The 13436-nt window shown below is 59.8% G+C and carries 12 protein-coding genes; 8 read left to right on the forward strand and 4 right to left on the reverse strand.

All coding sequences use genetic code 11. From position 1 onward, the window contains the following. Nucleotides 1-5: 5 nt before the first annotated feature. Together ACR65W_RS17900 and ACR65W_RS17905 are read right to left on the reverse strand one after the other, a co-directional pair. Nucleotides 6-293 carry a helix-hairpin-helix domain-containing protein gene (locus tag ACR65W_RS17900; protein ID WP_434502957.1) on the reverse strand — a complete coding sequence of 96 codons (288 nt, stop codon included), beginning with the start codon at nucleotides 291-293 and terminating at the stop codon, nucleotides 6-8. A 25-nt stretch (nucleotides 294-318) separates the two neighbouring features. Next, complete coding sequence (locus ACR65W_RS17905) at nucleotides 319-1308, reverse strand: serine/threonine protein kinase (protein WP_434502959.1); 990 nt, start codon at nucleotides 1306-1308, stop codon at nucleotides 319-321. Nucleotides 1309-1559: 251 nt separating this feature from the next. Here ACR65W_RS17905 and ACR65W_RS17910 point away from each other — a divergent pair, with 251 nt between their 5' ends. The 5 genes from ACR65W_RS17910 to ACR65W_RS17930 all read left to right on the forward strand — a co-directional run bounded on the left by ACR65W_RS17910 (nucleotide 1560) and on the right by ACR65W_RS17930 (nucleotide 4823). After that, complete coding sequence (locus ACR65W_RS17910; RefSeq protein WP_434502961.1) at nucleotides 1560-2018, forward strand: SRPBCC family protein; 459 nt, start codon at nucleotides 1560-1562, stop codon at nucleotides 2016-2018. Nucleotides 2019-2581: 563 nt separating this feature from the next. Then, nucleotides 2582-3121: a heme NO-binding domain-containing protein gene (locus ACR65W_RS17915; RefSeq protein ID WP_434502963.1), complete on the forward strand. Its 540-nt coding sequence runs from the start codon at nucleotides 2582-2584 to the stop codon at nucleotides 3119-3121. Nucleotides 3122-3155: 34 nt separating this feature from the next. Continuing rightward, nucleotides 3156-3554, forward strand: coding sequence for a GFA family protein (locus ACR65W_RS17920; protein WP_434502965.1), 399 nt, complete (start codon nucleotides 3156-3158; stop codon nucleotides 3552-3554). Nucleotides 3555-3650: 96 nt separating this feature from the next. Next, a complete protein-coding gene (locus ACR65W_RS17925) occupies nucleotides 3651-4244 on the forward strand; it encodes a hypothetical protein (RefSeq protein WP_434502967.1) in 594 nt (197 codons plus the stop codon). 57 nt (nucleotides 4245-4301) lie between these two features. After that, nucleotides 4302-4823 carry a peroxiredoxin gene (locus ACR65W_RS17930; protein WP_434502969.1) on the forward strand — a complete coding sequence of 174 codons (522 nt, stop codon included), beginning with the start codon at nucleotides 4302-4304 and terminating at the stop codon, nucleotides 4821-4823. Between the two features lie 6 nt (nucleotides 4824-4829). Here ACR65W_RS17930 and ACR65W_RS17935 read toward each other — a convergent pair whose 3' ends face one another. Both ACR65W_RS17935 and ovoA read right to left on the reverse strand, forming a co-directional pair. Beyond that, on the reverse strand, nucleotides 4830-5990 hold the full coding sequence (locus ACR65W_RS17935) for a MalY/PatB family protein (RefSeq protein WP_434502971.1): 1161 nt from the start codon (nucleotides 5988-5990) through the stop codon (nucleotides 4830-4832). Further along, entirely contained in the window at nucleotides 5987-8086 is a 2100-nt protein-coding gene (gene ovoA, locus ACR65W_RS17940) for a 5-histidylcysteine sulfoxide synthase (protein ID WP_434502973.1), read from the reverse strand. The genes ACR65W_RS17935 and ovoA overlap by 4 nt, the downstream gene beginning before the upstream one ends. Before the next feature lie 213 nt (nucleotides 8087-8299). Here ovoA and ACR65W_RS17945 point away from each other — a divergent pair, with 213 nt between their 5' ends. The 3 genes from ACR65W_RS17945 to ACR65W_RS17955 form a co-directional block, all read left to right on the forward strand. Continuing rightward, complete coding sequence (locus ACR65W_RS17945) at nucleotides 8300-10321, forward strand: methyl-accepting chemotaxis protein (protein ID WP_434502975.1); 2022 nt, start codon at nucleotides 8300-8302, stop codon at nucleotides 10319-10321. Between the two features lie 1008 nt (nucleotides 10322-11329). Next, nucleotides 11330-12583: a diguanylate cyclase domain-containing protein gene (locus ACR65W_RS17950; protein WP_434502977.1), complete on the forward strand. Its 1254-nt coding sequence runs from the start codon at nucleotides 11330-11332 to the stop codon at nucleotides 12581-12583. 326 nt (nucleotides 12584-12909) lie between these two features. Then, the coding region (locus ACR65W_RS17955) for an HPF/RaiA family ribosome-associated protein (RefSeq protein WP_434502979.1) at nucleotides 12910-13436 on the forward strand (527 nt) is incomplete at its 3' end.

A 13436-nucleotide genomic window follows, 5' to 3' on the forward strand; every position in this document is an offset into this window, starting at 1 on the left:
TGGAATCAGGGTTGGAACAGGCGCTTGCGTTCCGCGGTGAACGACCACCACGGCAGCGCCGGCCCGCCGTTCATGAAACTGGTAACCGACATGAAGACGTCAATCACGCACGGGTCGTGCCGCATGCCGGTTTCCATGCATAGCGCGTCGTACAGGTCCAGCGCATCGCGGCCGACCAGCTGCTCCGGTGTTTGGATGCCGATCAGGCGCAAATCGGCGGCCATCGCCTGGCCGATGTTGGGCAGGTCTTCCAGGCGGGTGACGTTGGCTCGGTCGACTTTATACGGATTCATTGGCAATAGTATACCGAGGCCCGCATCATCCCTGCCACAGCGGCGGCTCGTCCATCAATGCAATCTGCTCGCGCAGTTCCAGGATGCGGTTCTGCCAGTAATGCTGGGTGTTGAACCACGGGAAAGCCTTGGGGAAAGCCGGGTCGTCCCAGCGACGGGCGAGCCAGCCGGCGTAATGGATCAGGCGCAGGGTGCGCAGCGCCTCGACCAGGTGCAGTTCGCGCGGGTCGAAATCGTAAAAATCCTCGTAACCGGCCAGCAGGTCGGCGAGTTGCCGCGTCATCTCGCGCCGTTCGCCCGACAGCAGCATCCATAAATCCTGGATCGCCGGCCCCATGCGACTGTCGTCGAAATCGACGAAATGCGGGCCGTCTTCCGTCCACAGCACATTGCCCGGATGGCAGTCGCCATGCAGACGCAGCCGGCGCACGTCGCCGGCGCGGTCGAAACAGCGGCGTACGCCATCCAGCGCCTGTTCCACCACGCTGCGGTAGGCCGCTTCGATATCTGGCGGGATGAACCCGTGCGACAGCAGGAAATCGCGCGGCTCCTCGCCGAAGCTGGCGATATCCAGCGCCGGCCGTGCGCGGAAATCCGCCAGCGCGCCGATCGCATGAATGCGCCCGATGAAGCGTCCCATCCATTCCAGCGTGTCCGGGTCGCCCAGCTCCGGCGCGCGGCCGCCATGGCGCTCGAACAGCGCGAAACGGAAGCCGTCGTAGGCATGCAGTGTCCCCTTGCCGGCCAGCGACAGGGCCGGCACCACAGGAATCTCCGCCTCGGCCAGCGTTTGCACGAAGGTGTGCTCTTCCAGGATCGCCGCATCGCTCCAGCGCGCCGGGCGATAGAACTTCGCGATCAGCGGCGGCTGGTCTTCGATGCCGATCTGGTAAACGCGGTTTTCGTAGCTGTTGAGCGCCAGCAGGCGGCCATCCCCGCGTACGTCTACGCTTTCCAGCGCATCCAGGATGAAATCGGGCGTCAGCGCGGAAAACGGGGTGAGTTGGTCGGTCATGCCCGCATTTTACAGGCAGACCGTGTCGGTATTCCTGCTAATCAGGGCATAACGCCCCGGGCAGGTCGGTCAGGCGCAATCTCCAACGTGAGGGTTTCTTCCATGCCGCAGCCATTGTTAATTCCGCCGCGCACCTACAGGCAAATCAGACAAATCCGACGTTAAACGCACATCGAGCGACCTAGAATTGTCCGGTGGCTATTGGATCTATCGTTGCCTTCATTTTCGCGAACCTTGCATTGGAGAACATCATGTCTACCGTACAAAAGTCGATCGATATCAACGCCCCCGTCAGTTCCGTATACAACCAGTGGACCCAGTTTGAAGATTTCCCCGCCTTCATGGAAGGAGTCACGGAGGTCACGCAGCTCGATGATTCGCACCTGCACTGGTGCGCAGAAATCGGCGGCAAGGAGATGGAATGGGATGCCGAAATCACCGAACAGATTCCCGACCAGCGCATCGCCTGGCGTAGCGTGGAGGGTACGCCGACTGCCGGTGTGGTGAGTTTCCACAAGCTGGATGACGGCGCTACGCGCGTGATGGTGCAAATGGATTACGACCCGGAAAGCATCCTGGAAAATGCCGGCGATACGGTCGGTCTGCTGTCCCAGCGCGTCGAGGGCGATCTCGAACGCTTCAAGGATTTTCTCGAATCGCGCGGCGAGGAAACCGGCGCCTGGCGAGGCACGATCCGCCGTCCGTCTTGATCGGAAAACCCGCCGGGGGCCATGCGCCCAGCCTCCGGTGCGTGCAGCGCCAGTTTGGGTTGTGGCGGTGCAGAAAGCCTCACTCGCTCATCCGGCTTTCATGCGCCCGACCCAAACTGGCGGCACTTCTCTCTGCATTTCAAATTGTTCGCGACCAAACCGCGCGAGCTCCTAACTATCTCGATGCGCAAGGCATCCAGCATTCGATCCGTTACGCCACAGCAACGCTTCCTCAAAACGATCACGAGCGAAAATCATGGCGCCAAGGGTTTCCAGTCCTGGCAAGGCGCCGCCCCGAACATAATCGTGATATTGTATTTCCGAATCAACGTTAGCCAAGCCCGGAATGACGACCTCGCTCGACCCATGCCTGCTCGTGCAGCCGGAAAGACTGGTGGCTAGGAAGCCCTGAACAAGTCCGTCACACCGGCGAAAGCCGGTGTCCAGATGCTTGAAATACTGGATTCCGGCTTTCGCCGGAATGACGGCTTCGGACTTGTTCAGGGGTTCTCTAGTGCAACGATCCGCAACGACAAGAACCGTCGTAAGGTAACGGAGGCCCCATGAACGGTATCATCCCTTTGGAAATTCGGAAGTTCGTCGAGACCGGACTGGGGAAGCAAGCGTGGCCGGAGATCGTACGGTTGGCTGAAGTTCCGCCCCGGGTGTATGTGCCTGTGGTTGATTACCCGGACCAAGAGGTGATGGCGCTCCTCTCCGCCGTATCGGCCAGGACGGGAGATTCCATTCCCGTCATCCTGGAGGCCCTGGGCGAATTAATGGTGCCGGATCTGATCAACATGGTCTCAACGCTCATCAGACCAGGCTGGAAGACCCTCGACGTGATCGCCAACACGGAGGAGGCCATCCATGAGGTGCTTCGCCAGGCGGGGACGAATACCAATCCGCCGGAGCTGAAGTGCCGCTGGTCCGGGTCGCACGAGGTGGTTGTAACCTACATATCATCCCGGAAGATGTGTCCCCTGGCGAAGGGGATCATCAAGGGGATCGCCAGGCATTACGGAGAGCAGGCCACCATCACCGAGCCTACCTGCATGCTGCGGGGAGACGCGGCATGCCAATTGCACATTAGCGTAACTTAAAAAGCCCGCTCTCAGATATTGCGGAGAACCGAGGATGCTGAAAACCTATCACGGCAGTTGTCATTGCGGTGCTGTCACGTTCGAGGCCGACCTTGACCTCACGCAAAGCTCATTCCGGTGCAACTGCTCCATCTGCCGGCGCACGCGCTTCTGGCCGGCGGTAGCCAAGCCCGAAAACTTCCGTTTGCTTACTGGCGAGTCCGAGCTGACGCAGTATTTGTTCAACACCAGGAACAACCATCACTACTTCTGCAAGCACTGCGGCGTGCGCTGCTTTGGCGTCGGCAATGAAACGCCCATCGGCAAAATGTATGGCGTCAATCTCGGGTGTCTCACCGATGTCACCGACGAGGAGCTTTCAAAAGTCCCGATCACCTATGTTGACGGACTGCATGACAGGCAAAGCGCACCGGCATTCTTTAGCCACCTATGAGCATCGGGCCCAATCCGTCCATCGAGCGGGGCGCGCTAAAGCGCGCCCCTGGCTTTATCGCTAGGCTTCACTGCACATACCACGAAGGAGAAGCGAATGAGCGCACCAACTCAATTGCAGGTGGTGATTGGCAGTCTGTTCTATCCGGCGTTCCTCGGCAATATGTCCTATGTCGCCGCGGAGAAGCTGTTCAAGACCCCGGGATTCTTTGACCTGACGACCAGCCTGATTGTCCTTGCCCTAATCTTTCACTACGTGATGGACTGGACTTACACCATTGTCCTTAAAAAAGAGCAACCATACACGCCACTGAAATTCCTCGCGGATTCGGTTATTGTTGTTTGTCTCTACGTTGCAATGCGCCTTGCTCTCGCGGAAGAGGGTGTTCTGTTCAAGGAGGGTTGGTCGTGGCTTAGCCAGCCAGTCTTCTGGCTATTGATTACCAAATTCAGTGCCGTGGTTTGGGAGCTGGCGGAGGTGACCACGCTCAACCCAAAAAAATGGACATGCTTGAAAAAGCTGGAGGTGGGCGTAGACCTCGGCTTTGTCTTTCTCTACTTGGCGCTAGGTCTCGAGATTCTTGGCGCGTACAGTTTGACCATCTATTTTGCGTTGGCTGTTCTGTGCGACGCGTCGTTCTACGCTTTCCACAAAATGATTCAGCACAAATGCTCTACATCCACAGCTTGACAGTGCGGCCAGGGGCGCATGAGCACTAGCCTCTTCCAGCTACCCGGGGATTTGCCCGTGCCCGTTGACGATGGCGCGGCAGCGCATCTCACGGGTTTGCGTTTGCCGGATATCGATCTTCCTGGCACGGATGGGGCCGGCGTCAACCTCGCCGGGCTGCGTGGGCGCTGGGTGATCTACATTTATCCGATGACGGGCCGCCCGGACGTGCCGTTGCCGGACGGCTGGGATGGCATTCCCGGCGCGCGTGGCTGCACGCCGCAGTCATGCAGTTTTCGGGACCACTATGGCGAATTGGAGACCCTGAACACGGAAGTCTTTGGGTTAAGCGCCCAGCCGACCGATTACCAGCTGGAAGCGCGCGATCGGCTGCATTTGCCATTTCAACTGCTGAGCGACCCGACATTAAGGCTCAAGGTGCTGTTGCGGTTGCCGACCTTCACCGTCGCCGGCATGGAGCTGTACAAGCGGCTGACCTTGATCATTCAGGATGGCGTGATCGAGCAGGTGTTTTATCCGGTCTTCCCGCCGGACCAGAGCGCGGAGGAGGTGTTGGCATGGTTGCGGCACCATGGTTGACCCCCGCTACTGAAGCGCTTTTTTGAGGCGCTCCAGCGCCTCCATGACCACTTTCCGCGGCGCCCCGATATTCATCCGCATGAACCCCTGGCCGTTCTTGCCGAAGGCAATGCCGGGCGACAGGCCCAACTTGGCCTGATGAGTCATGAAATGTATCAATGCGTCGTCGTTCATGCCCAGTGCGCGGCAATCCAGCCATAGCAGGTAGGTGCCCTCGGGCTGGATCAGCCTGATTTGCGGCAACTCGCGGTCGATGTAGCTTGCCGCTGCGTCGCGGGTTTGCTGCAGATAAACCAGCAGGCTTTCCAGCCAGGGCTCGCCTTCGCGATAGGCGGCTTCGAAGGCGGTAATGCTGAACGGGTTGGCGGCGCTCATGTGGACCATGTCCAGCACCTTGCGGATCGAGGCGCGGCGTTCCGGGTCCGGCACGATCAGCGCGGAAAGGCCGAGGCCGGGGATGTTGAAGGTCTTGCTGGGGGCGACCGCGGTGACGATGTCGGCCGGGTCGTCGGTCAGCGTCGCCAGCGCTTGGTGGCGGTATTCGGGGTAGATCAGGTCGGCGTGAATTTCGTCCGAGAGGATGGTGAGGCGATGACGGCGGGCGATCTCCAGCACCTGCGCCAGCTCGTCCGGCTCCCACACGCGGCCGACCGGGTTGTGCGGCGAGCAGAGCAGCAGCAGGCGGGCGTCGCGGGCGCATTGTTCGAGGTGATCATAGTCGATGCGGTAGCGGCCATCGTCCAGCTGCAGCGGATTCAGCACCTGGCGCCGCCCGGTCTTGGTGGCCGCGGAAAAGAACGGGAAATACACCGGCGGCTGCACCAGCACGCCTTCATTCGGCTCGGTCAGCGCCATCACCACTGCATTGAGCGAAGGCACCACGCCGGGCGTGAGCACGATCCATTCGCGCTCGATTGGCCAGTGGTGGCGTTTTTTCATCCAGTCGATCAGTGCGTCGTACAGGCTGTCGGGCTGCAGCGTGTAGCCGTAGATCGGGTGCGCGGCGCGTTCCAGCAGCGCGCGGGTGACGGCCTCCGGCGCAGCGAAGTCCATGTCGGCCACCCACATGGGCAGCACGTCGTCGGTGCCAAAATAGGCCTCCCGGCCGTCGTATTTGAGCGATGCCGTGCCGGCGCGCGAAATCTCGCGGTCGAAATCGAAGCTCAACGGATTTTTTCCCAGAGCGTGACTTCCGACAGCGTGTGCTGGAATTTGCGCCGGGTTTCGCGGATCACGAACGGCACTTCCTGCGGCTCCTGCACCAGCCGGAAATGCTCGCCCAGGATGGCTTTCAGCCCGTCCAGCGTGCTCAGGTTCTCGCCCGCCTCTTTGAAGCCGCCGATCCATTCCTTGCGCGGGGTGTGCTCTTCCAGCCAGGTGTAGGGCGAGGCGATCAGCAACATGCCGCCGGGGTTGAGCCGTTTGTGCACGGTGGCGAGGAATTTGCGCGGGCTGTACAGGCGGTCGATCAGGTTGGCGGCCAGGATCAGGTCGTAGCCGGAAAAATGCGGCTTCAGGTTGCAGGCGTCGCCCTGGAAGAATTCGACCTTGCCGCGCACGTCGTCGAGGCCGAGGTTGGCAAGACAGCGCTCCTTGTAGAACACCAGTTCGCCTTCGTCGGCCAGGGTGTAGCGCAGCACGCCCTGCTGCACCATCTGCACCCCCAACCCGATGAAGCGGGCGGAGAAATCGATGCCGGTGACGTGCTCGAAATGCCGTGCCAGTTCGAAGGTTGCACGTCCGGCGGCGCAACCGAGGTCCAGCGCGGTTCGCGCGGGTTGGTCGCGCATCGCGGCAATGGCGATCTCGCTCAAGGCGCGGGAGAAGTTTGGCACACCGTAATAGGTGTCGCCGTAATGGAATTCCGCGTATTCCGACAGCAGCTTGTCGGTTTCGTAGTGCGAAGCCGGCGTGCTGGCCGGCACTGCGGTGTCGGCAACCACGTAGCGGAACCCGGCATGCTGGAAGAAGTGGCGGCGGAAAGCGTAGCGCGCGCTTTTCAGCGCTTCGTTGCCGCAGGAAATCCACGCGCCGCCCTTCATCAGGTTGTGGCGGCCGTCGAACGTCGGCGTGGTGAAATCGTCGTAGAGCGGGTGTACGGCAAAGCCGTCGAACGGGTAAATCGGCGTCTCGGTCCATTGCCAGACATTGCCGACCACGTCGTACAAATCGCCGTGACGAAATTCGGTTACCGGGCAGGACGAGGCGTAATGGTCGAGGTGCAGGTTGGCGTGCGGCACTTCGTCCAGGGCGGTCATGTCATACAGGCGGTACCACTCGTCCTCGGTGGGCAGCCTGACCGGCAAGCCGGTTGCGGCTTGCTTCCAATTACAGAACGCCTTGGCCTCGTGATAGTTCACTTCCACCGGCCAGTCCCACGGCATCGCGACTTCTTCCGTCATCAGGCGGAATTTCCAGGCGTCGCCGTCGCGCAGCCAGAAGGTCGGATGCTCAGCGCGGGTGTAGTTTTTCCAGTCGCGGCCTTCTTCTTCCCAGCAGTCGTCGTTGCCGTAGCCGCCGGCGGCGACGAACTCCAGGTATTCCCGGTTGCTGACCAGGTAGCGGCTCGCCTGGAACGGCGGGATTTCCGCTTCATGGCGGCCGTATTCGTTGTCCCAGCCGTAGGTCGCGTCGTCCAAGCCTTTGCCGAGCCGGACGCTACCGGCCGGGATGTCGACCAGGTCGTTCCCGGGAGCCTCGCCGCTTGTGCGGCAAGGTTGCCACGCCGGGTGCGGCTGCACGTACTGCAGCGCGTGCTGGCGGATCAGCACGGATGAAGTCTCGAGATGGATGCGCTCGTGTTCGATGCCCATCAGGATAGTCCACCAGGGGTGTTCCCAGCCGATCGGCAACGTCAGCGGCGTGTTGGCGATGACGGCATCGACCACGCGCCGCATCTCGGCCCGGTAGGTGCGCACCGCCGCGACGCTCGGCCAGGCGTAATTTGTCTCGTCGAGATCGTCCCAGCGCATTTCGTCGACGCCGATCGCGAACATGGACTCGAACTCGGGCTGGATGCGCCGCGTGACCAACCCGGCGAGCAGCAGCTTGTTGATGAAGAAGGTCGCGGTATGCCCGAGGTAGAAAATCAGCGGATGCCGCAGCGCGATCGGCTTGCGGTAATAGGCTTCGTCGCTGGCCAGCGTTTCGAACAGCGACTCGTAGCGGTCGCAGGTGGCATGGAAATAGGCGCGGATTTCCCGGCGCTTGAGTTCGGCATCGTTGCCGATCAGCAAAGGGGGGCGCATGAAGGTATTGTTCATCGGGACTGGGAAAATATTTGAGCGCGCTTGATGTTTGTCAATGATAAATACAAATCAGTATGATCATATTTCTCGACTGCTGGCTTAAAATACGGGTATGACCTGTGCTGCTCGAGTAGTATGCGGCCGGCGCATTTCATTTCAGTAGTAAAGACTGGACGGAAAATGTTTAGTTTGCCAGATCGATAAATATCATAGTTGATTAGAGGTTTTATGAAATCTTTCTTTGCACCTGCCACCGCGTTGATCAGCCGTTTCAATTATCCCGGCAAATTCATACTGATCGGCCTGGTGTTTGCGATCCCCATCGGCTTTATGCTGACGCAGATACTGACCACCATCAATCATGAGATCCGGATGGCGGAAACCGAGCGGGACGGCCTGGAATACATTGTTTCGCTGCGCAAGGTGGTGGAGCATGTGCAGCAGCATCGCGGCATGGCGAATGGCTATCTCGGCGGCGATCTGTCGTTCGCGCCGAAGCTGGAGGCGAGTGAAGCCGAAATCAACAAGGCGCTGGCCGCCGCCGCGGCGCAGCAGAAGCTGCATGGCGCGAGCTTCAATGTCGACGCCGAATTCGGCGAATTACAGAAAAAATGGCAGCAACTGGATGGCTGGAAAGGGATGACGCCCGCCGCGAGTTTCGGCGGCCATACCGCGGTGGTCAACGACCTGATGGCGCTGATGGTCACTGTGGCGGATAAATCGGGGCTGACCCTCGACCCGGCGGCAGACAGCTATTACCTCAAGACGCTGCTGGTGACCAACCTGTTGCCGCTGGAAGAGACGCTCGCCCAAACCCGCGGCATGGGCACGCTGGTCGCCGCGCGCAAGACCATCGAACTCGAGGAGCGCGTCAAACTGTCGATGCGCTCCGGCACTCTGCAGAGCCTGCTGCGAGAGACCGAGAGCAATCTGAAGCGCGGCTTCGATGCCAATCCGGCGTTGCGGGAGGCGTTGCAGCAGGTCGGCGACGAGACCTTGCAGGAAATCCGCAAGGTCGATGCCATGGTCAATCGCGAATTGATCCTGGCGGAGCAGATCACGCTGGCGCCGGCGGAAAATTTCGCCGCCACCACCAAGGCGCTCGCGGCATCCCTGACACTGTACGATGCGGTGGCGGCTAAATTCGATAGCCTGCTGCAGCAGCGCGCAGTAGAAGCGCATCGGCACCGGCTGCTGATCGTCGGCTTGACCCTGCTGCTGCTGGCGGTGGGCGCCTATTTGTTCGTCGGCACCTATATTTCCATGCACGGCGCCATCAGCGACCTGCGCGCGATCACCGCGCGTTTTGCCGCGGGCGACCTCACCGGCCGCGTCAAGCTGAAGGTCCAGGATGAGCTCGTGCACGTGGCCGAAAGCTTCAACGGCATGGCGGACCAACTGGGCCAGCTCATCGAGAACGTCGCGCAGGCGGTGCGGAAGATGTCGCACTCGGCGGCGGACCTGTCGGTGGCGTCCGAACAAGTCGCCAAGGGCTCGCAGGAGCAAAGCAACGCCGCCGCCTCGATGGCGGCCGCGGTGGAGGAGGTGACGGTCAGCATTGCCCAGGTCGCGGACAATTCGCGCCACGCCGACGAAGTCGCGGGAGCTGCGCGCACCCTGTCCGCGGACGGCCTGGAAGTCGTCCAGGCCGCGGTCAGCGAGATGCGCAAGATCGCTCAGTCGGTCCAGGAATCCGCGGTCACCGTCGGCTCGCTCGGCGACAGCTCGACCCAGATTTCCGAGGTGCTCGGCGAGATCAAATCGATCGCCGACCAAACCAACCTGTTGGCGCTGAATGCCGCTATCGAAGCGGCGCGCGCCGGCGAAACCGGGCGCGGCTTCGCGGTGGTGGCCGACGAAGTACGCAAACTCGCGGAACGGACGACCCAGGCCACCATCCAGATCGGCGAAATGGTGGACAAGATCCGCGCCGAAACCACGGCGGCCGTCGCCGGCATGGAAAGCGGCCGCGTGCAGGTGAACACCGGGGTGGAACTGGCCAACCGTGCGGGGGCGGCGATGGAGCGGATCAACCAGGGCGCGCAGGATGTGACGCTGACGGTGAGCGAAATCGCTTTCGCGACACGCGAGCAGAGCTCCGCCAGCAACGAAATCGCGCGCAACGTCGAAAGAATCGCCCAGATGGCGGAAGAAAATGCCGCGGCCGTGAATATGTCGGCCGATGCCGCCAGGCAGCTGAAAATGGAAGCCGAGCGGCTGGAGCAGGAATTGCGGCGCTTCAAGCTGTAACGTCGATCGAGGATGAACCAATAAAAACGGCCCGCTTCCGCGGGCCGTTTTTATTGGGTTGGGGTCAACAAGGTATCTCGAGTGGTCTTTCGGCCGAGTCGGTCTTATGCAGGCATGTTGTGATAAAAAGAACGCCTCTCCTTCACGCGCCGAGATCTGCCCCCGGCATGGCGTTGGAGTTTTCGTCGATCTTCGGTGTTCTGCCGCCTATCCGTACTTCTTCGATCTGGATTGATATTGTCTTGTCCAAATATTTTTGTAATTAATGTCATCAAAATTAGATAGATAAGCAGTCCGGCTGCTAAATATAAAATTTCCACAGCGCGTCCTCCAACCCAAGTCCATGGCGAAAGTTGAATCGAAGCAGTTTTGCTCGTGATCACGATCATCATTGGATAATGGTGATGTGCAAGGACTATGCCATGTGGAAATATATTCCATATAAACATATGGTTGTGGAATTAATAACGGTTTCCAGGCCGTTGCTTTGTAAAAATTCCTGACACGTAATCGCGGCATCCGGCCAGCCGTTCGCACGCATACGGCTGGGTGCCATGATGGTCGCTCGAATGGAATTGTCAGCCTCGCACCTGCAAGCCGCGCGCCAGCAGGCAATATCTGTAGCCTTATGATTTTTAACGTGAATGTTTAAGCGTGGCGGTTGTCGTAAATACGGCAAGGCAGTTTTCGCGTCGTAAACGGCGTGCGCGTGCTATAGAGCGAGGTCGGGATCATTTCGATACGCTATACTTCTAAGAACCTGTTTCAGCGGGTTTTATCCCCCGCGTTGAGCCTGGGCGCAGATGGAAGCAAGGCTCGACGCCTGTGCTGCAGAGGGCCGCAAGGTGCGGGCGCATTGCGGCTGCGGTCTGCTTGTGGAGAATGGCTGCACCGCGCGGCCTGCGCCTTCGTCTACATCCCGCAGTCTTGCGGCGCGATGGATGCAACTTGCTGAAACAGGCGCTTGATGTGCATTCGCTTTGACACACTTACGCTAGGGTACAAAGCATGGCGGCACGAAAAATTCATGGCTATCCGGTTCTGATTCTCGGCGCGGGAAGAGGCGGCGCCGCGCTGCTGGAAATGTTCATCGAGGACGAGCACGTCGAAGTGCTCGGTATTGTCGACCCCTCCGACGCCGCGCCCGGCATCCTGCTGGCGAAGCGCATGGGCATCCCGGTCTATTCCCACGTTAGCCAGGCGGTGCCGCTTTGTCAGGAGTATCCCGACTTCATCGTCTACAACCTGACGCACGACGACGCCATTGCCGAAGAAGTCAGCCGCGCCTTCGGCAACAAGAAAGTCACCAGCGGCCCGGAAGCCAAGCTGTTCTGGCAGATCGTCACCAACCTGAAGCGCATCAAGGTCGAGCTGGAAAACAGCCAGAACCAGTTGAACGCCATCATTCACCATGCGATGGACGGCATCCTCACCATCAGCGAGTCCGGCGAGATCCAGGGCTTCAACCCCGCCGCCGAGGAAATTTTCGGATACGCGCAGGACGAAATGATCGGCAAGCCCGTGTCAATATTGTTGTCTTCTGACACGCAAAAGCAATACCGGGAAGAGATACAGCGCTATCTTCAATCCGGCCAGCGCGGCTCGGTCGGCATCCGCGGGCAGGAGGTCGTCGCCACCCGCAAGAACGGCGAGCAATTCCCCATGGAACTCTCCGCCTCGGAAATGGAAATCAAGGAACAACGCTTTTTCGTCGCCATCGTGCGCGACGTCACGGAGCGCAAGCTGGTCGAGCGCAAGATCAAGCACATGGCGCACCATGACTACCTCACCGGGCTGCCCAACCGTAGCCTGTTCATCGATCAGCTCGAACAGGCGATACGGCTGGCGAAACGCCGGCAGCACAAAACCGCCGTCCTGTTCCTCGACCTCGACGGATTCAAGCAGGTCAACGACGCCCTCGGGCACGAGGCCGGCGACCAACTGCTGAAGGAAGTCGCCGCTCGGCTGAAGACCGTTATTCGAGACTCGGACGTCGCGGCGCGCATGGGCGGGGACGAATTCACCTTCGTCCTCAACGACATCGGCAGCCACGAAAACGCCGCCGCCGTCGCGCAGAAAATCATCGATACGCTCTCCGAAAAATTCAACCTCAAAGGCCGGGACTGCCGGATCGGCGGCAGCGTTGGCATCGCCGTCCACCCCGATGACGCCGCCGACCACGAAGCCTTGCTGAGGAAGGCCGACGAGGCGATGTATGTCGCCAAGAAGAGCGGGAAGAATACTTACAGGCTTTTCCGGTGAGTGGCATTGCTGCCGTGTGAACATGAAATCAGCAGCAAGTGAAATAGGCTCTTAATACTTCTCGACACTAACAACAGGCCATGTACTTGCTGAGACTGTTGCTAATGGGCGACATTTTTCCCCTTGCGATTTTCTTGTAAAAAGCCTGCTGGGATCGTCTATGCGGCCTGCAGGGGGTGTTTTATCAGATGCGCAAATGCGCCAGAAGTTTTGCGGAGGTAAAACATCCCGGACAGGCATGCATTGTTTGTCCCTCAGTGCCGAACCTTGTCGAAAACTTTTGATCACACATGTGTTGTTCCTTCGTTTATTTCTGGAGGCCTCATATGCAAATCCCGTTACAAATCACCGTCCGCGACATGCCCCATTCCCATGCTCTCGAAACCTACATTCGCGAAAAAGTGCAAAAACTGGACGCCTTCTTCGGGCGTCTTGTTTCGTGTCGCGTGGTCGTGGAGGTGCCGCACCGTCATCGCCAGCAGGGCAACCAATTCAATGTCCGCATCGATATGGGTGTGCCGGGCAATGAGCTGGTCGTCACCCGCGATCATCATGAAGACCCGTACGTGGCGCTGCGCGACGCATTCGATGCCGCCAAGCGCCAGCTTGAGAATTATGTGCGCCGGATGCGGCGCGAGACCAAGGCGCATTCGCCGGAACACGTCGGGCATGTAACCCGGATTTCGCAGAAGGAGGGATTCGGTTTCATCGCCGGGCCGGACGGCAACGAGCGTTACTTTCATAGCGACAGCGTCGCCAGTCCCAGCTTCGATAAACTGAAGGCGGGCGATGAGGTCAAATTCGTCGACGACATCGGCAACGAAGGGCCGCAGGCCAAGCGCGTCAGTGTCGG

This window comes from Methylocystis sp. (assembly GCF_051062815.1).
Taxonomy (GTDB): domain Bacteria; phylum Pseudomonadota; class Alphaproteobacteria; order Rhizobiales; family Beijerinckiaceae; genus Methylocystis.